Below are 20390 nucleotides of genomic sequence, written 5' to 3'. Positions count from 1 at the left end.
CTTATCGCAGTTCCAGCAGCCCCGCCGCCCCGTCCGGCCGGGCGCCCAGGTGGAAGGCGATCTCCGGCACATCGAAGCCGGCGGCGGCCAGCACCTCGCGCCAGCCGGCAAGCTCCGCGCCATAGGGATTGTCGCGCAGCAGCTCCACCTTCACGAAGGGAAAGCCCGCCGCCACCAGGGCGCGCCAGCCCAGCTGAAGCGGGTTGCGGTGCGCGCCCGTGTCCTTGAACAGGATGTCCACGGTCAGCCCGGCGCCTTCCAGCAGGGCCCGTTGGCCCACCTCATAGTCCCGGATGATCTCGTTCTTGTCCCCGCGCGAGGCGATGGCCGACCAGAAGCCGCGCACCGCCGGCGCCGCCAGGGCAGAGGCGCGCAGCACGAAGAAATAGCTCTGAAAATGGGGCTGGATCTCCAGGCTCTCGGTCAAAGCGACGGCATCCGCCGCACCGGCGCGGATGCGCTCCACCAGGCCGGCCAGGGCGCCGGGGGAATGGTAGACGCTGTCATTGGCGAACCACAGTTCCGGCGCCTCCAGAAGCTCCGGCATGTAGCGCAAGGTGGCAGCCCAGGCGGCAAAGTCGTAGCCATGATTCTCCCGCACCACCAGCGCATCCGCCACCTCGGGGCCGGGGTCGCGGCATTGCAGGTCCGGCCGGTCGGTCACCGCGATGAGCACCACCTTCAGGCCCTGCCGCCGCAGATCGGCGCAATAATGCAGCGTGTGGTCCCACAGGCGCCCGTCGGGGGCGAAGGCGACGAACAGGCAGGTGGGACCCAGCGGCTCGGCCAGCGAGGGCAGGCGCACCGCCCGGAAGCCCGCATCCAAGAGGTCCCGGTCCGCCCGCGCGGGCGGCGGCGGCGCCACCGAGAGCAGGCGCAGCGCCTTGCGGATGCGGCGGATGGGATTTTCGCCCCGGACCACGCCCAGGGCGGCCAGCATCAACTGCTTGGCGATCTCGGTCTTGGCGATCTCGCCCCGCGCCCGCTCACCTGCGCCCATGGCTTCCTCCCCGCCGTCAGAAGCGCGTCACGATCTCCGACAGCGGCGGGCGGGGGCGGTCCTCCAGCTTCTGGGTGGCGGTGCCCACATAAAGGAAGCCGGCGACGCGCTCGAACGGCTCCAGTCCCAGGGCGGCGCGGGCCTTGGGCTCATAGGCCGGCCATTCCGTCACCCAATTGACGCCATAGCCAAGCGCGGTGGCAGCGATCAGCATGTTCTGGACCGAGGCGGCCGCGGAGAGCACCTGTTCCCATTCGGGGATTTTCACATGGGGGGCGGCGCGGGAGACCACCGCAATCACCAGGGGGGCGCGCAGGAAGCGGCCGGCCTCTTCCTCCTGCCGGCGGGCGGTGGCGGCCGGATCGGTTTCCGCCAGCACCTCGGCCAGGGCCGCGCCTGCGCGGGTCCGCCCCTCGCCCTCGAAGACGATGAAGCGCCAGGGGGCCAGCTTGCCGTGGTCGGGCACCCGCGCGCCGATGGTCAGGATCGTGTCCAGCTCGTCCGCCGACGGACCCGGCTCCACCAGATCGAGAATCCGGGTGGAGCGGCGGGCACTGAGCAGGGCAATGGTATCGGTCATGACGGCAACCTTAAGCGGACAATGCCGGCCTCCTCTATCACGCCCGTCGGACGGGCCAAAGACGCCTCTTCCACCGGGCCCACCGGGGGCGGCCGCGGCTTCGACTTGAATCCGTCACGGTTTCGGGGCACGTCACAAAACATGCTTCGTCTCGACCATGCCGTCCGCGCCGCGAAGAGGGGCCTGACCGTGATGACCTGCCTTGCCGCCGCCTGGGCGCCAGCGGCGGCATCGGCGCAGGCCCTGCCCTTTCTCGGGGCGCCGGCGGGCGTTCCCGCCGAGCGCTTCAATCCCGCGCCGCCGTCCGCCACCACGCCGGGCACCGGCTTCGGGCCACCGCCCGCCCGCAGCGCGCAGGGCCAGAGAAGCGAGCCCCATGCCACCTTGCCCCAGCCGCCCGCCGGCAAGGTGGCGCTGGGTGCCTTCGCCCGCTTCGGGGCGGAGGGGCCGCCCATTCCCCGCGGCGTGCAATGGCGGGTCTTCGCCGACACGCCGGAAGCCTCCGGTGCCTTTCCCCTGGTGGCGGAGAGCTCGGACCCCTATCCGGTCTTCTTCCTGGACCCCGGCGGCTACATCTTCCATGTCAGCTACGGCATGGCGGTGACCGCCCAGCGGGTGCAGGTGGGCTCGGTGTCCCGCCGGGAGGCCTTCAACCTGCCCGCCGGCGGCCTGCGCCTCCAGGCGGACGTGGACGACAAGCCCATTCCGGCCCAGAAGGTGACCTTCGATATTTTCGAGGGTTCCTTCCTCCAGGGGCGCGCCTCCAGCCAGCCCTATTATCGTGGCGCCAATGCCGGCGAGGTGGTGCTGCTGCCGGAGGGCACCTATCACGTGGTCTCCAGCTACGGGGACGCCAATGCGGTGGTGCGCGCGGACGTGACCGTGCAGCCCGGCAAGCTGACCGATGCCACCGTCCACCATCGGGCGGCCCAGGTGACCTTGAAGCTGGTGTCGCAGAAGGGCGGCAGCGCCCTGCCCGATACCCAGTGGACGGTGACCACGCCGGGCGGCGACACCATCAAGGAATCCATCGGCGCCTTCCCGGTCTTCGTCCTGACGGAAGGCGACTATGTGGCCTTCGCCCGCAAGGACGGGCGCACCATCAGCCGCGAATTCAAGGTGGAAGCGGGCAAGGACCAGGAAGTGGAAGTGCTGACCCGCTGATGGTCCCCACGGCGGCGCGCGCGGGCTCCCCGCCGTGCGTCCCCCCGCGCGCATGTGCCTATGGAAGGCTCCACCTCTTGGTTTCACCGCCTTCCCTCACGCGATCCGGTTCCCACTTCGCGCGGAAATGCTCTACGAAGGGATTTCAACACATCCCCGCCTCAAGACCCGCCATGACCTTTCTCTACCCGGCCCTGGCCTTTGCCATTGGCGCCTGCATCGCCATCCAGGCGCCCGTGAACAACCAGCTGGCCGTGTCGCTGGGGGGTGGGCCGCTGATGGCGGCGCTCATCTCTTTCCTGGTGGGCTCGGCCTTTCTCCTGGCCATCGCCCTGTTCGGAGGCGGACTGCCGGCGGCGCTGGCGGCCTTGCCGCGCCAGCCGCTGTGGAAGCTGTCGGGCGGGATTCTGGGGGCGGCCTATCTGCTGGGCTCGGTGTTCCTGGTGCCGCGCATCGGTCTTGCCGGGCTGCTGGCGCTGGTGATTGCCGGCCAGATCGCCTGCTCGCTCACCATCGACCATTTCGGTCTGCTGGGCCTGATGGAGCGGCACGTCACCCCCGCCCGCAGCCTCGGCGCCGCGCTGGTGATGGGCGGCGTGCTTCTCATTCTCTACGGTGACCGCCTTCTTTCCGCGCTGCGCGGCTGACCCCCTGTCTTTCACCCCACCGGAGCCTGCCATGGCCGACGACATCATCGCCTCCATCCTCACCGGCCTCAGGGTCAATTTCCTCCATCCGGAGGGCATGCCCAGCGCGCTGATCCTGGATGTGAGCACGGATGAGGGCGACCAGCGCTTTGTGCTGCCCTGCGACCCGGACCTCAGCCCGGAAGACGTGGAAGCCATCGGCGACGACCTCATGGCCTGCCTCGACCGCCTGATCGCCCCCTCGGACGGGGACGAAGAGGGCGAGGAGGACACCGACGAAGAGGATCGCGACGAGGACTGACGGGAAAAGTCAGGACAGGCGGGAGCGGCACAAAAGGGCAGGCTCGGGCGTTGCATTCGGGATAACCGACCGGAGCCTGCCCATGCCGTCCTCCCCTCTCGCGCCGTCCGCCCTTCGCACCCTGTCGGGCCCGCCCGCCCGCGGCCGCGCCAGCGCCCTGCGCCTGGGCGTGGCCGTCTTCGGCGCGTCCGTCCTGGGCGTGGCGTCCGTCCTGGGCGTGGCGACCCTCCTGACAATGTCGGCCAGCCCCGTGCGGGCGGCGCCCGCTCCCCAGACCGCGCAGAACGCACCGGTGCCCCTGCCCCCTGCGGCGCCGGGGGCGGCGACCAAGTCGAGCACGCCCACCGTCAAGACCGAACCGACGGTGCCCGCCGGCCCCGCGGCCGGCGCCAAGGAAACCGACCTGGCGCTCGCCTGCAAGGAGCGCGCCCTGTCCATCCTCAAGCAGCGCTCGCCCTCCATCGAGGACATCTTCATCGACATGGACGGCCTGACCATCGCCGAGGCGGACCTTGCGGTGGGCAACACCAAGATCCGCAACGTGCTGATGGGCGAGGCCTATATCCAGCGCGACCGCAGCGACAAGGTGCACCGCTTCCTGTGCCTCACCGGCGAGGGCGACACGGTGCTGCTGACCTTCCTGACCGAGCGCTGATCGGCGCTCGCGGCGCCCTCACTGGCGCGCGATGCAGCGCGCCGCCCCCGGCGCGCCCCGCTCCAGGCCGGGCAGGCGCACCGTCACCTGGCGGGCCAGCGCCGGCTCCAGCCCGTTCGCCTTGATGCTGGCGAACTCCTTGCAATTGCTGGCATTGGCCCCGGCGCTGACTTCCCAGAAGGTGACGGCCTCCGGCGTCACGCCGAGCGGCTGGCTGTCGTCATAATCGGCGGTGAGCACCGTGCGACGGGCAGCGAGGTCGTAGAGGCGCAATTGCCGGTCGGGACCGGTGCCCGCGTCCAGGACCAGCATGCTGCCGGCCAATCCCTTCACATAGAAGGCATCGTCCGCGCCACCGACCTTGAAGCCACCGGAGGTCTTCAGGCTGCAGGCAGCAGAGGGGCCGGCATGGACCACGATGTCCGAGCCGACCGACTGCGTGCGCTCCCGATAGGCCACCTTGAACCCGGCCGCCTCCAGGCACTTGGGGCCGTTGGCCGCCGCGGCCGGGGTCAAGGTCCCCAGCACCATCGCGGCGATGAAGCCGGCGCCCAGCATCCGTGTGTCACGCCACATGGTCGGTGATCCTCCATGGCCTCGACGGCCGGGGCCTATAGCTTGCTGGGGTCGCGGCGGACCAGAGCGGCGGGGAGCCACAGCACGGCCACCACGGTCTGCGGATCAGGGGTGCGCACCTGGAGGGCGCCGTCGCTGGCCTCGGCAAAATTCTCCACCAGCCGCAGCCGGGTCTCGCTGCGCATGCTGGCGTCGCGCACGATGCCTTCCTCGCCGGTCAGGCGGAACTCCACCCGCACATAATCGCCCAGCGGCACCGGCGCCTCGGTACCCGTGCGCACCTGACGGCGGTCGGGACTGGCCACCAGCCGCGAGCCGGAGGGCCCCATTTCGCGCAGGCCCAGCACCAGGTCCACCAGCGCCACATCCAGCCGCTCGGGGTCCACGAACACGTCGAGCAAGGGCTCGTTACCGGGCAGGGCCACCTGGAGACGGGGCCAGACCGCGCCAAGCAGCAGCTTGCGCAGATCCTCCAGCGCCACCGCCATGTTGACGATGCGCGCCTGGCCGCCCCGGCTGCGCAGAGCGGAGACAAGGCGCTGGGCCACCTCCACGCCGTGGGATGCGCCCGCCAGCGTGTCGGCCAGATCCGGCCCCGGCCCCTCGGTGGCATGGCGGCGGCTCACCGCCAGCGCGTTGAGCACCAGCGAGAGGAGGGTGTCGAGGCCGCGCAGGCCGAGGCTGGGCAAGCGCTCCGCATTGGCCATCCCCTCCGCCGGATGCGCCTCCGCCGCCTGCCAGGCGAAGTCCTCGTCGCCCTCACCCCGGCGACGGCCGGCCCATGCGAAGGCGCCCAGGACGGCGAGACTGCTGGCAAGGGCGGCGACGCCATAGCCTGCCGTGCGCCGATACCACTCGTCGAGGATGTCAGCCTCGTTGAGGGCATAGAGCATGGCCAGGCGCGCATTGGGCAAGGTGCGGAAGGCGGCGATGCCCCCCGACCGGTCGGGAAAGACGAAGTCGGTGAGCACCCCGGATTCCTGGTTGCTCAAGGCCGTGGCAAGGCCCGGCAAGGGGGCCGCGCTCTCGGAGGTCATCCGCGTGTCGGGCGAGCGGAAGATGGACGTGCCGTCCGGCCGCACCAGCGCGGCGGTCACATTGGAGCCGGCCAGGGCGGAGTTGCGGTAGAGGGTGTGGAAATATTCGGGGAAGACCGTCACCGCCAGCACGCCGGCAAAGGCGCCGTCGCGCTGGATGGGCTGGCTGGCCGCGAACGAGACGGCGCGGGAGAAGGGCCCCCGATAAGGCAGCGAGAAATGCAACCCGTCCTGCCCCGCCTTTCCCGCCGTGTAATATTCCCGCGAGCGCACGTCATAGGGCGGGATGGGATAGGAGCGGCTGGAGGACGCCACATAGCCGTCCGCATCCACCAGGAAAATGGAATCCATATAGGGAAAGCGCCGCTGCATGTCGGCCAGCAGCTTATGGGTGGCCTTGTCCGCCCGCAGCTCGCTGACCGGGCGGTTGGCCAGCGCGCAGTCGATCTGTTCCAGCGCCAGCTGGAGGGACGAGAAGACCGCATCCGCATGCTCGGCCATGGCATAGGCGCCGGCCATGGCCTCGGCCCGCGCCGCCCGCATCTCCCGCGAATAATCCCAGGAGGCGGTGAGGCCGAACAGGATCAAAGGCAGGGCGGCGCAGGCGCCCATGGCGACCAGTCGCCACCGGTCCGCGCGCGTCTCCTCGCGCCTGCCGTTGTCCATCGATCCTGCGCTCATCACCCGTCTCACCCCGCGGAGACGGCCGCAGGATAGGCGACCGCGTGCCCCAACGCCACAGCTCATGCCTGCCCGCATGGAGGGCGCACGCAGCCGTGTTCTGCCTCAGCCTTCGCCGAGCAGGCCCAAGGCGTTGGCCGCCCCGATCCGGTCCCGCTGCGCCTCCGTGAGGCCGGGCACGGCGTCGAGGCTGGCAAGCGGGGTCTCGTCGCCCATGTCAAAGGGGGCGTCCGTGCCGAGGCACACATGGTCGGCGCCCACCACGTCGATGAGGTGGCGCAGCGCCTGGGCATCGAACAGCACGGTGTCAAAATAGAGGGTCTTCAGCAGCGCCTTGGGCGAGGTGGTGGTCTTCACCTTCGGCTCGGCCCGCACCTTCTGGCCGTGCTCCAGGCGACCGATCTGGTAGGGCGCATAGCCCCCGCCATGGGCGGCGAGGATCTTCAGGCCCGCCAGTTCGTCCAGCGCGCCGGAGAAGATGAGGTGGGCGATGGCCAGCGTGGTGTCGAACGGATTGCCGGCGAGATTGGTAAGGTAATAATCCTCCAGCCCTGCCTTCGAGCCCACATAATAGGGATGGATGAAGACCAGCACGTCCAATTCCCGCGCCCGGCGCAGGAAGGGGCGGAAGCGCGGATCGGCCAGTTGCACCCCCTCGATGGTGGTGCCGATCTCCACCGCATTGAAGCCCAGCTCGTTCACCGCCCGCTCCAGCTCGGCCACCGCCAATTCTGGATGCTGCATGGGAACGGAGGCCATGCCCCGCAGCCGGTCAGGGGCTGCCGCGACGAATTGAGCAATGCCGTCATTGACGAGGCGCGCGGCTTTCGCGGCCAGTTCCGCGGGCGCCCAGTAATAGAACATGGGCGGGGCGGTGGAGACGACGGAGAGGTCCAGCCCCTTGCGATCCATGGCGGCGAGCTTGGCGGCGGGGTCCAGGAACTCGTCGAAGAGCGGATAGACATAACCCTGGTCGTGCACCATGCGGCGATGGCCCTCGCTGCCCTCGATGCGGGCGGCAAATCCCTTTCCATCGGCGGCGATGGCCTCGACGATGGTGCGGGGAATGGCGTGGCTGTGCAGGTCGACGCGCATGGGGACGTCCTCTTCTTGCGCGGCGCCGGCGGCCGGCGCGCGGGACAGGGGGATGGGGATGTCGCGGCGAAGGCCCAGACGGGCGCTTCGCCGACCGGCTCAGGCGATCCCGCAGCCGGGCGGGACGCGGGTGTGGAAGTCGGTCACCCGCTGGTAGGCATCCGCCGCCCGCAGCAGGAGCGCTTCCGAGAAGGGACGGCCAACCAATTGGAACGAGGCGGGCAACGGGCCGGCGGTGAAGCCGCAGGGCACAGCCACCGCCGGCAGGCCGAGATAATTCAGGCCCCGCGTGCAATGGGTGACGCGGCCGAGCGCGGCCGCCACCGCTTCCGGCGCGCCCTCGGTGGTCTCGGCAATGGTGGGCACGGGCACGGCCAAGGTGGGCAGGAAGGCCATGTCCGCTTCGCCCATGGCGCCGGCGATCCAGGCGGCACAGGCGCGCGCCCGCATCATCAGCGCCTCGGCATAGCGGATGGCGGGATAGGCGAGGCCCGGCAGGATGCGGGCGAGCACCTGGGGGGCGTAATCCTGCGGGCGCGCCTCGATATAGGCCCGATGGAGGGTGGCCGCCTCCACCGACATGAGCACCTGCATGGCGGCGTTCACATAAGCCATGCCGCCCATGTCCTCGCCGATCACGGTCTCGATGATCCGCGCGCCCCGGTCCCGCAAGGCGGCGACGGCCTCGTCCAGAAGGGCGAGGATCTCCGGCGTGGCGGCGGGGCGGTAATAATCCTGGGGGACGGCGATGGTGAGCCCGGACAGATCCCCGCTGAGCCCCGCCTCATAGTCGCGCACAGGCGCGGAGAGGCTGGCACCGTCACGGGGGCTGGGACCGGCGATCACCGAAAGCAGACGCGCGGCATCGCGTGCGCTGCGGGCGAGCGGGCCGAGGGTGTCGAGGCTGGGGGAGAGCGGCATGGCACCGGCCAGCGGCACGAGGCCATGGGTGGGCTTCACCCCCGTGAGGCCGCACATGGCGGAGGGGTGGCGGATGGAACCGCCCGTATCGGAGCCGAGCGCGGCCGGGACGAGGCGCGCCGCCACTGCCGCTCCCGAGCCGGAGGACGATCCGCCCGAGCAATGGTCGAGGCTCCACGGATTGCGCCCATGGCCATAGTGGATGTTGTAGCCGGTGGGCGAGAGGGCGAATTCCGCCAGATGCAGCGTACCGAGATCCACCGCCCCCGCCGCGTCCAGGCGCTCCAGGGCGACCGAGGTCTCGTCCGGCACCACGTCCTTGCGGATGATGGAGCCGCCGGAACACGGCCGGCCGGCGCGATAGAACAGGTCCTTATGGGCCATGGGCACGCCGGCGAGCGGACCCAGCGCCGCGCCTTGGGCGCGCGCGACATCCACCGCGCGGGCGGCTTCGAGGGCGAAGTCCAGGTCAAGGCGCACCACGGCATTGAAGCGCGGGCCCAGCGTCGAGAGGCGCTCGAATGCGGCGCGGGTGGCGGCCTCGGCGGTGACCGCCCCGCTCGCCACCGCCTCGGCGGTCTCGACGACGCCCAGTTCATACAGCGCGCTCATGCCGGCTCCTCCTCCGTTTCGTCAGAGGGTTCGGCGGCGCGGAACTGCGCTTTCAGCGTCTCGAAGCTCCAGGGCGCGGAATCGAAGGCCAGGTGGGCATCGGCCGTGGTGCGCACCAGGCCATTCATGGCCGCCGCCACCGCGCGCAGGGGCGGCAGGAGCGCGGGGTCCAGGTGCACGCCGTTCCACTCCGCCATCAAGGCACGCATGTGGTCGGTGGGAGTGTCGTCTGTCGCCATGGCCACCCCTCAATGCACGCCGAGGAAGCGCGTGAGCGCCTTCGGGTCCGCCGCGACGGTGGCCGCGTCCGCCTCATAGACCATGCGCCCGGTCTCCAGGATGGAGACCCGGTCGGCCACCGCCAGCGCGCTATAAAGGTTCTGCTCCACCAGCAGGATGGAGAGGCCCGCCTGCTTCAATTGCACGATGATGGCCTCCAGATGCTGCACCATCACCGGGGCGAGGCCCTCGGAGGGCTCGTCCATGAGGATCAGCTCGGGGTCGATCATCAGCGCACGGGCCACCGCCAGCATCTGCCGCTCACCGCCGGAAAGCTGGTTGCCATAATGGCCGCGCCGCTCGCCGAGGCGCGGGAACAGCTCGAAGGCCTTGGCCACCGTCCAGCCCTCGCGCACATTGGCCGCCTTCAACACGGTCAGATGCTCGGTGACGGTGAGCGAGGGGAAGAGCCGCCGGCCCTGCGGCACCAAGGCAATGCCGCGTTTGGCGATCTCGTGCGGGGCGACGCCCTTGATGGACTGTCCCTTCCAGATCACATCCCCCTCCCCCACCCGGGGCGGCGAGAGGTTCATGATGGAGCGGATGAGCGTGGTCTTGCCCATGCCGTTGCGGCCGAGCAGGGCCAGAACCTCGCTCTTGCCCACGCTGAGGCTCGCCCCGTGCAGCACATGGGCGTCGCCATAGAAAGAGTGGATGTCGCGCACCTCAAGCATGGGCGCGCGCCTTGCCCAGATAGACGTCCTGGACGTCCGGATTGTCGCGGATCTCGCCGGGCGGGGCTTCCACCAGCAGCTTGCCGTTATTGAGCACGGTCACATAGTCCACCAGTTGCAGCACGAGGTCCATGTCATGCTCGATGAGGACGAGGGTCAGTTCGCGCGGGAGCGAGCGGATCACGTCGGCGACGATGACGCGCTCCGCCGGCGAGAGACCCGCCGCCGGCTCGTCCAGCAGCAGGAGCTTGGGCTCGGCGGCGAGCGCCATGGCCATTTCCAGCTGGCGCTGCTCGCCATAGGACATTTCCCGCACCTGCGCGCCCCGCCGCTCCTGGAGGCGGGAGAGGGAGAGCGCGCGATGGGCGCGGGCTTCCTCGTCCGGGGTCAGCGCACCGCTGTCGAACAGGGAGAATTTGCGGGGCGAGAGGCCGCGCAGCGCGAGGCGCATATTCTCCTCCACCGTCAGGCGGGGGAAGAGATTGGTGATCTGGAAGGTGCGGCTCATGCCGCGCGCGGCGCGCTTGTGCACGGGCTCGCCGGTGACATTCACGCCATCGAAGCTGATGGTGCCGGACGCGGCGCGCACCACGCCGGTCATCACATTGAACAAGGTGGTCTTGCCGGCGCCGTTGGGGCCGATAATGGCCCGCCGCTCGCCGGCCTTCACGCGGATGGACACGTCGTCCACCGCTTTCAGCCCGCCGAACCGGACGGTGATGTGGTCGAGGTCGAGAAGATGGCTCACGGCCCGAGCTGCCTTTCAGTTCCGAAACGGCATCGGAGGGGAGGAAGGCCCCCGCGCCCGTGTCAGGGCTTTCGGGCGCGGGGGCCTCTTCCTGGGCCGGCGACGGCAGATGCCGCACCGGCCTGCGGAAGCGCGATCAGGACTTCTTGATGCCCTGGAAGGTCCGCGAGTAAGGCGGCTGCTTCATATAGGTCTCGGGGTCATAGGTCCAGAACTGGGACACGTTCGGGTAGGTGGTCACCGGAACATTCCAGTACTTTCCGTCCTTGGCCTTGGCGACCTTGCGGATATAGACGTCGTAGATGGGGTTGCCGTAGGCATCGAGCTTCACGGGCTTGCCCAGCGGCGAGCCGGTCAGCGTCGTCTTCATGACGGCGTCGATCAGCACATCCTTGTCCGAGGCATTGCCGTTGATGGTCTTCAGCGCCTCGGACACCCACATGGCGCCCGAATACATGGAGAAGCCGTAGAGCGAGGGCAGCTTGCCGTAGCGCTTCACATTTTCCGCCACGAAAGCCTGCGTCACCGGCACGTCGGAGCCCTCAGCGAAATGGGCGGCGGAAATGATGCCGTCCACCTCGTCGCCCATGGTGCGGATCACCGACTGGTCGGTCAGATTCATGGCCCCCAGCATAGGGATCTGACCCTTCAGGCCGAAATTGGCATATTGCTGCATGAAGCGGGTGGCATCGGCGCCCGTCTCCATGGCGAACACGCAGTCGACGCCCAGATTGGCGATCTGGCCGAGATAGGGGCTGAAGTCGGAGGTGTTGAGCGGGTGCCAGAACTGGCCCAGCACCTGGCCACCGCCTTCGGTGAAGGTCTGGCAGAAGCCGCCGCACTGCTCATGGCCGAAGGTGTAGTCCTGGCTGATGGTGGCCACCTTCTTGTAGCCCTGCTTCAGTGCCCAGTCGGCCAGCGGCCGGGGGAACTGGCTGGCGGTGTAGCCGGCCACGCGGATCACATTCTTGATGCGCCCGCGCTGGGTCAGGTCGTCGGCGGCGATGATCGGAATGAAATAGGGCACGCCGTTGCCCTTCACGTAGTTGGCCACCGCCAGGCCGGTATTGGCCAGGAGATTGCCGAACAGGAAATCCACCTTGGCCTGTTCCACCAGGCGGCGGGCCTTCTGGAGGGCGGTGTCGGGGTTGGAGGCATCATCCTCCACCACCACTTCCACCTTGCGGCCGGCCACCTCGCCGCCCACGCTCTCGAAATACATGTTGAAGCCATCCACCATCTCGCGCCCGCCGGAGGCGACGACACCGGTGAGCGGCGCCATGAGGCCGATCTTGATGGGCGCGCCTTGCGCCCGGGCCACATAGGGACTGGCCACGACGCCGGTGGCGGCGAGGGCGACGGAGGTCTTCAGAAACGTCCTGCGATCCATATCCCGCTCCTTCTGGTGTATTTTGATTGGCGGGCCGGTTCAGCGCCGGCCGCGCGATAGCAAGTCCCGCACGCGACCGAGGATGCCCTCGGGCGCGAAGATCATGGTCAGCACGAACATAAGGCCGAGCACGCTCATCCAGCGCTCGGTGTAGAGGCTGGCGAAATTCTCCAGCCCGATCACCACGCCGGCCCCGATGAAGGCCCCGAACAGCGTGCCGATGCCGCCCGCGACCGCCATGAGCAGCCCTTCCACCGATTGAGAGAGGGCAACCGTCGAGGGGCTGGCGAACTCGTTGAACAGGGCATAGAGCGCCCCGGCGATGCCGGCGAAGAAGCCCGACACGGTGAAGGCCAGGAACAGATGCAGGGAGACATTGTAGCCCAGCGCCCGCATGCGGCTCTCGCTGTCGCGGATGCCGCGCAGCGTGAGCCCGAAAGACGAGCGCACGAACCGCCACATGGCGAAGGCCACCACCGCCACCACCGCGAAGACGAGATAGTAGAAGTGCACATGGTCGGCGATGAAGCCCGGCCGCAGGCTGCCGCGCAGGCCATTCTCGCCGCCGGTCACCGCCGTCCAGCGCAGGCACACGCCCCAGACGATCATGCCCAGCGCCAAGGTCAGCAGCAGGAAATAGACGCCCGACGTGCGGATGGCGAGCAGCGCGAACACCGCCGCCACCAGGGTCGCCGCCACCACGCCCGCCGCCATGGCGAGGATGAGGTGCTCGCTCACATTGGTGTGCCAGTAGATGGTCACATAGGTGGCCACCCCGAAAATGGCGCCATGGCACAGGGGCGTGCGGCCGGTATAGCCGGCGAGGATATCCACCGCCATGGCCAGCACGGCGAAGATGAGGATCTCGGTGAAGATGCTCACCTGATAGGTAGGCGCCACCAGCGGCACGCAAGCGAAGGCGATGGCACCAATGAGGACCGCGAGGGCACCGAGCCGTCCGGCGCGGGAGGCGGCGATGAGGCCGGTCATGCCGCCCTCCCGAACAGGCCCAGCGGCCGGAAGGCCAGGATCAGGGCCATGGGCCCGAAGATGACGAAATAGGCGAATTCCGGGAACATGACCTGGCCGATGGAATTGAGCAGCCCCACCATCACCGCCCCCACCGCCGCGCCCACCAGGCTGCCGCAGCCGCCGATGATGACCACGGCCAGCGAGAAGACGAGGATCTCGGCGTCGGCGCTCGGATAAAGGGTCAGGAAGGCGCCGCCCACCGCGCCGCCAAGGCCGGCAAAGGCAGAGCCCAGCATGAAGGTGAGCAGGAAGATGCGGCGGATGTTGATGCCCATGGCCTCGATCATCTCGCGGTCATCCACCCCCGCCCGGATCAGCGCGCCCAAGCGCGTCTTGTAGAGCAAGAGCCAGAGCAGGATGAACATCACCACCCCGAGCCCCAGCACGAACAGCCGGTACTTGGGATAGAAAAGCCCGTTGATGTTCACCGCCCCGCGCAGCAGCGCGGGCGTGGGCATGGTGAAGGTGTCGCCGCCGAACACCACCAGCAACATGTCGTTGATGATGAAGGCGACGCCCAGCGTCAGCAGCACTTGGCGCAGCTCGTAGCCGCGCACGAAGCGCAGCAGGCCCTGGTCGAGGGCAAAGCCCGCCAGCGCCACGCAGGCCATGGCGGCGATGCAGCCGACGACGAAGCCCGCCCCCAAGGTGGCCGCCACCGTGTAGCCGATATAACCGCCCGCCAGATAGAGCGCGCCGTGGGCGAGGTTCACGATGCGCAACAGGCCGAAGATCAGCGTGAAGCCCGACGCGACGATGAACAAAAGCGCCGCGAAAGTCAGCCCGTTGAGGATATGGAAGGCCCAGCCGCCCATCACTCTGCCGCCCCAGAGAGCGCGTTCGGTCGCTGCGCCAGATACCAGTCGGCGATTTGCTCGCCGGTCATGAAGGCCACGTCCTCGTAGGAGGCGATCTTCTCGACGATCTTGCGGAAATATTTCAGCCGGTGCGGCGCGCCCATGATGTAGGGGTGCACCACGATGGCCATCACGCGGGCGGAGTGGCGGGCATCGTGGTGGATCTGGTCGAACTGGTCGGAGGCCCGGTCGAAATATTCCGACGCCTTGTGATGCTGGATCAGCATCATGGCCACGTCGTTGCATTCCTGGGTATAGGGCACGTTCAGGATCGGCTTGGTGCGGGTCTTCAGCACCACCGGCTCGTCGTCCAGCACCCAGTCGCAGACGTAGGAATAGCCCTCCTCCACCAGGATGTCGGGGGTCTCCCAGGTCTCGGTCAGGCCCGGCCCCAGCCAGCCGCGCGGGCGCTTGCCGGTATAGTCGGTGATGACCCTGGTGGTGCGGGCGATGTCCTCGCGCTCGTTCTCCACCTTCTGCATGTTCTTCTGGCTGAAGCCGTGGCCGATGAATTCCCAGTTGCGGTCGCGGGCGGCGCGGGCGATGGGCTCATAGGCGGCGATGGCCGAGCCGTTGATGGCGAGGGCTGCGGGCACCTCGAACTCGTCGAACACCTCCAGCATGCGCCAGAAGCCCACGCGGTTGCCGTACTCGTGCCAGGCCCAGTTGGGGATGTCCGGCATGGGCGCGCCGCCCGCCGGCGGGGTGAGCACCGTGCGCGGCATGGTCTCCTTCGGATTCCACTCTTCCACATTCACGATGATCCACACTGCCATGCGCTTGCCGTCGGGCAAGGTCAGGCGGGGGCGCTCGGTGATGGCGGAATAGGCGATGCGCTCGGTGGGAAGCATGGTTCAGGCCCCGGCTTCGGCAATGGTGAGGGTGAGGGCGCCGACGCCCTCGATCTGCCCGACGATGACATCGCCTGGCTCGACCGGGCCGACGCCCGCGGGCGTGCCGGTCATGATGAGGTCTCCCGGCTCCAGGCGATAGGAGCGCGAGAGGTTGGCGACGATTTCCGGCACGTTCCAGATCATGTCGCCAAGGTCGCCCTTCTGCGTCAGCGTCCCGTTGACGGCGAGCGTGATGGCGCCCCCGTCGGGATGGCCGATGTCACTGGCCGGATGCACCTCGCCGCAGGGCGCGGAGAGGTCGAAGGCCTTCCCTGCCTCCCAGGGCAGGCGCTTGTCGCGGCAGTCGCGCTGGCGGTCGCGGCGGGTCAGGTCGATGCCCACCGCATAGCCGAAGATGTGATCGCGGGCTTCGGCCACCGAGAGGTTCACGCCCCCCTTTCCGATCGCCGCCACCAACTCGATCTCATACTGGAAATCGGTGGTATCCGCCGGATAGGGCACGCTGGCCCCGTCGGGCACGATGGAATCGCGCGGCTTCTGGAAGAAGAAGGGCGGGTCGCGCTCGTCCTCGGCTTCCTTCATCTCGCGGATATGGGCGAGATAGTTCCGCCCGACGCAATAGATGCGCCGGACGGGAAAGCGCGTCGCGCGCCCGGCCACGGGGAGGCTGACGACCTCCGGGGCCGGCACAACAAAGGCGGCGGTGGCGGGTGCGCTCACGGACGTGTTCACTTGCCCCTCACGCCCTGATACCAGTTGTAGATCTCCTCGCCATTCCACATCAGCACGTCGCCACGGCTGCGGGCATAGTCATAGACCGCCTCCAAATACTTGATGCGGTGGGGCTGGCCGGAAATATAGGGATGGATGGCCACCGCCAGGATCTTGGCGCGGTCGCCGCCTTCCATGTGCAGGCGGTCGAGGGAATCCTTGAAGCGCTCCAGCCAATAGGGCGATTCATGATGGGCCACCGCCATCATGGGGATGTCGTTGTGCTCCACAGTGTAGGGCAGCGTCACCAGCGGGCCGGAGGCGGTGGAGATTTCGCAGGGCTCGTCGTCCCACACCCAGTCGCCGATATATTTGACGCCGGCATCCACCAGATTCTCCGGGGTCTCGAAGGTCTGGGTCAGGCCCGGTCCGAGCCAGCCGATGGGCCGCTTGCCGGTGAACTTCTCGATCACGTCCATGGACTTGAAGATGGTGCCGCGCTGGTCTTCCACCTTCTGGATGGGCTGCTGGTCATACATGTGGCCCATGAATTCCCAGCCGGCATCGCGGGCTTCGGCAGCCACCCGCTCATAATCTTCGCAGACGCGAGCATTGATGGAGAGCGTCGGGCGGATGCCCAGACGCTTGTAGAGATCGAAGAAGCGCCACACGCCCACCCGCATGCCGTATTCGTGCCAGGACCAATTGGGCACGTCAGGCAGCAGCGGCTGACCTTGGGGCGCCGGAATGACCTGACGGGCCATGGGCCGGCCGATGTCCCACACTTCCAGATTGACGATGGTCCACAGCACCACGCGGGCCTTGCCCGGCAGCTTCAGCGGCGGGCGGTCGACAATGGCGGAATAGGGGGCACGGTCACGGGGCAGAGTGGGCATGTTTACCTCACTGGAATGCGGGAACGGGGGAGACGCTCGCGGTCACGACGCCGCCTCCCGGAGCGCCGCGATGGAGGGGGACAGAAGCGGGGCGAGCCCCGAATACAGAAGCCGCGCGCCCCGCCCGACCCATTCGCCGGCGGTGGCGGCATTGACCGGCAGGCCGAAGGGGCGGCCGAGGGCGGACAGGCGCTCGGCCACCTCGCGCACCGCCGCCTGCACCTGCGGATGACCGGCATCGCCGGCGAGGCCCATGGAGTGCGACAGATCGTTGGGGCCGATGAGAATGAGGTCGATGCCCGGCGCGGCAGCGATCTCGTCCAGCGCCGCAATGCCCGCGACGGTCTCGATCTGGGCCACCAGGAAGAGGTCCGCGCACCGCCGGGAGGCCTGGGCCACCGCCACCAGATCCGCACAGGCCGCCGCATCCTCCACCTGGGGCAGGACGAGGCCGTCGATGCGGCAATCCAGATAGCGGGTGAGATACGCCGGGTCGCGGGTGGGCGAGCGCACCAGAGCCGACATGCCCCGCGCCTGGGCCGCGCGGGCAAGGATCACGACGCCCTCGATGGAGACCGGGGACCGCTCGCAATCGATGAACAAGGCCTCGACGCCCGCATCCGCCAGCGCATCCACCACCGGCAGGGCGACCCCTCCCGGATTGACCGCCAGAACGGCGCGCCCGCCGCTCACCAGGCTCTTGAGACGCCGGCTCATGGCGCGCTGGCCCCGGTGCGGCCGTCCAGCGCGGCGATCACCTCCGCCGCCGACATGACCCAGCCGAAGGCGGTGCGGATGCAGGCCAGACCCGCCGCATGGAGGGCGGGGCCGTCCATGGTGTCCACGCAATCCTCCACCACGATGACCCCATAGTCCCGCACATTGGCGGCGGTGGTGGTGGCGAGCACGCAGGAATTGGTGTTCACGCCGGTCACCAGCAGCAGGTTGATGCCGTGCGCCCGCAAGGTGAAGTCCAGGTCGGTGCCGATGAAGCAATCGTAGCGCTTCTTGGTGCGCACCACGAAATCCTGCGGCGCCTGCAGCTGCGGCATGACCGTGCAGCCCGGCCCGCCCTCCAGATTGTGGCGCAGCACATTCTTGCGGGTGGCGTTGGGGTCGTCCGCACGGGTGCGCCAGAAAGGATTGGCGCGGATTTCCACCTCGTCGCGATAGCAGGTGACGAGGTGGACGACCGGAACTCCGGCCCCACGCGCCCAGCGGAACAGGCCGTCATTGGCCGCGATCACCCGCTCTGCCACGTCCGGCGTGGTGGGCATGGTGGCCACCGCCATGTCCAGATGACCGCGATGCAGGTCGATGGCGACCACGGCGGGCCGCACCTCATCCAAACCGAAATCGAAGGACTTCAACACCGTGGCGCTCCCCATCCGGCGTGGCGCGCACGCGACCTGCGGCGGACGGACGGCCGCCCGCTCCGGTCACGCATCGGAGGGGCGCCGATCCTCGCCGGCCAGCCGCCCGAATGAACCGAAGTATGAATACAATTCCCCGTCCGTCAACGATCTATGTATACATTTTGTGATGATTTCGAGGGCACGCCTTGCCTGACTTTCGGGCAAGGCGCCTTATCTTGCGACGCGGAATGAAGTTGGGGGCGCCGGGTTGCATTGCGAGAAGATCATACGATTGTATCCTTGCAGGGCGCTGCGGCGTGCTGGTATCAAAGCCATGGAGAACCCATGTCGAGAGCCATGTCAGAGATCCTCGTCGATCCCTCCGAACCGGAACGGGCCCCGACCCGTTCGCTGACGGTGACGGACAGCATTCGCGCCGCCATCCTCTCCGGCACGTTCGAGGCCGGGGTGCGCATGCATGAGGTGCGCTTGTCCGAATGGCTCGGCGTGTCCCGCACGCCGGTGCGCTCGGCCCTGCAGACGCTCGCCTCCGAGGGGCTGCTGGAATATGCCCCCAACCGCGGCTACTCGGTCCGCAAATATCTCACGTCCGAGATCGTGGACGCCTATGAGATCCGGGCCATGCTGGAATCCCTGGCGGCGCGCTTCGCTGCCGAGCGGGGCTTGAAGGAAGAGGAGCGCTCGGCCATCGAGCGCGCGCTGGCGGAGGGCGATGCCTTGCTGGCCCAGGGCGAGCTGAACGAAAACGACCGCATCGCCTATGGCGCCATCAATTTCACCTTCCACGACACCATCCACCAGGCCGCCCGCTGCCGCATGCTGGGCGACATGGTGCGGCTGTGCCAGTCGGTGCCGCAATCCTCACACCGCAATGTGGTCTCGTTCGAGCTCATGGACGTGCGGCGGCGCCATGATGACCACCACCGCATCTATGACGCCATCATCATGTCCGAGCCGCATCGCGCCGAGCTGCTGATGCGCGAGCATGTGGCGAGCGTGAAGACCTCGCTGGTGCGTTCCATCACCGGCCGTCCCGCCCCCCTGCGCCGCACGCCGGGCTGACAGCCCGCCGGAATATCCCTAACGTCACGCGCGCCGCCCGCGAGGCGGCCGTGGAGTTGGGAGAGTGGCATGTGCACCAGGACCCTGTTCGTCGCTGACGAGGACCTCGTCATCACCGGACGCAACATGGACTGGAAGGAGGACATGCGCACCAATCTGTGGGCCTTTCCCGCCGGGATCGCCCGCGACGGTGCGGCAGGTCCCCATTCCCTGCGCTGGATCTCTAAATATGGCAGCGTCATCGCCTCCGGCTATGACATCGGCACGCCCGACGGCATGAACGAGGCGGGCCTGGTAGCCAACGCGCTCTACCTCGCCGAATCCCAATATGCCGCGCCGGTGGCTGGCCGGCCATTCCTGTCCATCTCGCTCTGGGCGCAATATGCGCTGGACAGCTTCGCCACGGTGGCCGAGGCGGTGGCCGCGTTCGAGCAGGAGGCGTTCAACCTTCTCGCCCCCGCCTTGCCCAATGGCGTGGAAACGACGCTGCATCTTGCCCTGTCAGATGCCACCGGCGATTCGGCCATCCTGGAATATGTGGGCGGCAAGCTCGTCATCCACCATGGCAACGCCCATACGGTGATGACCAATTCCCCCACCTATGACCAGCAACTGGCGCTGGTGGCATATTGGAAATCCATCGGCGGCCTCGCCTTCCTGCCCGGCACCAACCGCGCCGCCGACCGCTTCGCCCGCGCCGCCTTCTATCTGGACGCCATTCCGCGCAAGCCGGAGCCGCAATATATGGCCGGCGTGCCCGGCCAGACCTTTGCCCGCCAGGCACTCGCCTCCGTGCTGAGCCTCCAGCGGGCGGTGAGCGTGCCGCTGGGCATCACCACCCCCGACCAGCCCAACATCTCCTCCACAATCTGGCGCAGCATCTGCGACCACAAGGAGAAGGTCTATTATTTCGACTCGGCCACCCGCCCCAACACCTTCTGGGTGCGCCTGGACAAGCTGAACCTGAAGCCCGGCGCCCCGGTGCTGAAGCTGTCCATCGCGCAAGGCGAGGTTTTCGCCGGCGAGGTGTCCGAGCATTTCGTGACCGGCAGCGACCTCCACTTCATGCCCGCCGTGCCGCCGGCCTGAGACATCGCGCCCGGCGCCGTCATCGGCCGCGCCTGCGCGCGGCCGTCACGGGACATGGGAACAGGCATCGACCTGCCGGCGCCAGCGCCACGCGCTTTGGGGCCTCAAGCCTGGGCGATCACGTAGAACCGGGATGACGGAGAAGTGGTGGAG

23 protein-coding genes are annotated in these 20390 nt (G+C 68.3%); 6 read left to right on the top strand and 17 right to left on the bottom strand.

All coding sequences use genetic code 11. From position 1 onward, the window contains the following. Position 1: 1 nt before the first annotated feature. Both ACT54L_RS19385 and ACT54L_RS19380 read right to left on the bottom strand, forming a co-directional pair. Complete coding sequence (locus ACT54L_RS19385; protein WP_476087265.1) at positions 2-1000, bottom strand: rhamnan synthesis F family protein; 999 nt, start codon at positions 998-1000, stop codon at positions 2-4. 16 nt (positions 1001-1016) lie between these two features. Then, complete coding sequence (locus tag ACT54L_RS19380) at positions 1017-1580, bottom strand: nitroreductase family protein (RefSeq protein WP_476087264.1); 564 nt, start codon at positions 1578-1580, stop codon at positions 1017-1019. A 141-nt stretch (positions 1581-1721) separates the two neighbouring features. Here ACT54L_RS19380 and ACT54L_RS19375 point away from each other — a divergent pair, with 141 nt between their 5' ends. From ACT54L_RS19375 to ACT54L_RS19360, 4 genes are all read left to right on the top strand, one after another. Continuing rightward, positions 1722-2744: a hypothetical protein gene (locus ACT54L_RS19375; protein WP_476087263.1), complete on the top strand. Its 1023-nt coding sequence runs from the start codon at positions 1722-1724 to the stop codon at positions 2742-2744. Between the two features lie 173 nt (positions 2745-2917). Then, positions 2918-3391 (top strand): DMT family transporter, encoded by a 474-nt coding sequence (locus ACT54L_RS19370; RefSeq protein WP_476087262.1) that lies wholly within the window; start codon positions 2918-2920, stop codon positions 3389-3391. A gap of 31 nt (positions 3392-3422) precedes the next feature. Beyond that, the gene (locus ACT54L_RS19365; protein ID WP_476087261.1) at positions 3423-3692 is read left to right on the top strand and encodes a hypothetical protein; all 270 of its coding nucleotides are present in this window, start codon (positions 3423-3425) and stop codon (positions 3690-3692) included. Positions 3693-3774: 82 nt separating this feature from the next. Continuing rightward, positions 3775-4347, top strand: a complete 573-nt coding sequence (locus tag ACT54L_RS19360; protein WP_476087260.1) for a hypothetical protein — start codon at positions 3775-3777, stop codon at positions 4345-4347. 18 nt (positions 4348-4365) lie between these two features. Here ACT54L_RS19360 and ACT54L_RS19355 read toward each other — a convergent pair whose 3' ends face one another. The 15 genes from ACT54L_RS19355 to ACT54L_RS19285 form a co-directional block, all read right to left on the bottom strand. Beyond that, positions 4366-4923 carry a hypothetical protein gene (locus ACT54L_RS19355; protein ID WP_476087259.1) on the bottom strand — a complete coding sequence of 186 codons (558 nt, stop codon included), beginning with the start codon at positions 4921-4923 and terminating at the stop codon, positions 4366-4368. Between the two features lie 35 nt (positions 4924-4958). Next, the gene (locus ACT54L_RS19350; RefSeq protein ID WP_476087258.1) at positions 4959-6641 is read right to left on the bottom strand and encodes a cache domain-containing protein; all 1683 of its coding nucleotides are present in this window, start codon (positions 6639-6641) and stop codon (positions 4959-4961) included. Between the two features lie 105 nt (positions 6642-6746). Further along, positions 6747-7736 (bottom strand): amidohydrolase family protein, encoded by a 990-nt coding sequence (locus ACT54L_RS19345; RefSeq protein ID WP_476087257.1) that lies wholly within the window; start codon positions 7734-7736, stop codon positions 6747-6749. A gap of 99 nt (positions 7737-7835) precedes the next feature. Further along, positions 7836-9269 carry an amidase gene (locus tag ACT54L_RS19340; protein ID WP_476087256.1) on the bottom strand — a complete coding sequence of 478 codons (1434 nt, stop codon included), beginning with the start codon at positions 9267-9269 and terminating at the stop codon, positions 7836-7838. After that, positions 9266-9508 carry a hypothetical protein gene (locus ACT54L_RS19335; RefSeq protein WP_476087255.1) on the bottom strand — a complete coding sequence of 81 codons (243 nt, stop codon included), beginning with the start codon at positions 9506-9508 and terminating at the stop codon, positions 9266-9268. Before ACT54L_RS19335 ends, ACT54L_RS19340 begins: the two co-directional genes overlap by 4 nt. A gap of 9 nt (positions 9509-9517) precedes the next feature. Beyond that, positions 9518-10222, bottom strand: coding sequence for an ABC transporter ATP-binding protein (locus ACT54L_RS19330; RefSeq protein ID WP_476087254.1), 705 nt, complete (start codon positions 10220-10222; stop codon positions 9518-9520). Further along, positions 10215-10970 (bottom strand): ABC transporter ATP-binding protein, encoded by a 756-nt coding sequence (locus tag ACT54L_RS19325; RefSeq protein ID WP_476087253.1) that lies wholly within the window; start codon positions 10968-10970, stop codon positions 10215-10217. The genes ACT54L_RS19330 and ACT54L_RS19325 overlap by 8 nt, the downstream gene beginning before the upstream one ends. A gap of 136 nt (positions 10971-11106) precedes the next feature. Beyond that, positions 11107-12360: an ABC transporter substrate-binding protein gene (locus tag ACT54L_RS19320; RefSeq protein ID WP_476087252.1), complete on the bottom strand. Its 1254-nt coding sequence runs from the start codon at positions 12358-12360 to the stop codon at positions 11107-11109. A 39-nt stretch (positions 12361-12399) separates the two neighbouring features. Further along, positions 12400-13350, bottom strand: coding sequence for a branched-chain amino acid ABC transporter permease (locus ACT54L_RS19315; protein WP_476087251.1), 951 nt, complete (start codon positions 13348-13350; stop codon positions 12400-12402). Further along, positions 13347-14207 carry a branched-chain amino acid ABC transporter permease gene (locus ACT54L_RS19310; protein WP_476087250.1) on the bottom strand — a complete coding sequence of 287 codons (861 nt, stop codon included), beginning with the start codon at positions 14205-14207 and terminating at the stop codon, positions 13347-13349. The genes ACT54L_RS19315 and ACT54L_RS19310 overlap by 4 nt, the downstream gene beginning before the upstream one ends. Continuing rightward, positions 14207-15100, bottom strand: coding sequence for a polysaccharide deacetylase family protein (locus ACT54L_RS19305; RefSeq protein ID WP_476087249.1), 894 nt, complete (start codon positions 15098-15100; stop codon positions 14207-14209). The genes ACT54L_RS19310 and ACT54L_RS19305 overlap by 1 nt, the downstream gene beginning before the upstream one ends. Positions 15101-15103: 3 nt before the next feature. Further along, complete coding sequence (locus ACT54L_RS19300) at positions 15104-15823, bottom strand: fumarylacetoacetate hydrolase family protein (protein WP_476087248.1); 720 nt, start codon at positions 15821-15823, stop codon at positions 15104-15106. An 8-nt stretch (positions 15824-15831) separates the two neighbouring features. Then, entirely contained in the window at positions 15832-16710 is an 879-nt protein-coding gene (locus ACT54L_RS19295) for a polysaccharide deacetylase family protein (RefSeq protein WP_476087247.1), read from the bottom strand. A 42-nt stretch (positions 16711-16752) separates the two neighbouring features. Continuing rightward, the gene (locus tag ACT54L_RS19290; protein ID WP_476087246.1) at positions 16753-17427 is read right to left on the bottom strand and encodes an HpcH/HpaI aldolase family protein; all 675 of its coding nucleotides are present in this window, start codon (positions 17425-17427) and stop codon (positions 16753-16755) included. Next, complete coding sequence (locus ACT54L_RS19285) at positions 17424-18083, bottom strand: cysteine hydrolase family protein (protein WP_476087245.1); 660 nt, start codon at positions 18081-18083, stop codon at positions 17424-17426. Before ACT54L_RS19285 ends, ACT54L_RS19290 begins: the two co-directional genes overlap by 4 nt. A 327-nt stretch (positions 18084-18410) precedes the next feature. On the opposite strand from ACT54L_RS19285, the gene ACT54L_RS19280 reads away from it, so the two are divergent. Both ACT54L_RS19280 and ACT54L_RS19275 read left to right on the top strand, forming a co-directional pair. Then, on the top strand, positions 18411-19148 hold the full coding sequence (locus tag ACT54L_RS19280; RefSeq protein ID WP_476087244.1) for a GntR family transcriptional regulator: 738 nt from the start codon (positions 18411-18413) through the stop codon (positions 19146-19148). Positions 19149-19217: 69 nt separating this feature from the next. Beyond that, entirely contained in the window at positions 19218-20237 is a 1020-nt protein-coding gene (locus ACT54L_RS19275) for a linear amide C-N hydrolase (protein WP_476087243.1), read from the top strand. Positions 20238-20390 lie beyond the last annotated feature (153 nt).

It is taken from the genome of Aquabacter sp. DMC10, assembly GCF_056314145.1.
The sequence above is the reverse complement of the archived record's forward strand: the minus strand, read 5'-3'. Positions and strand labels throughout refer to the sequence as shown.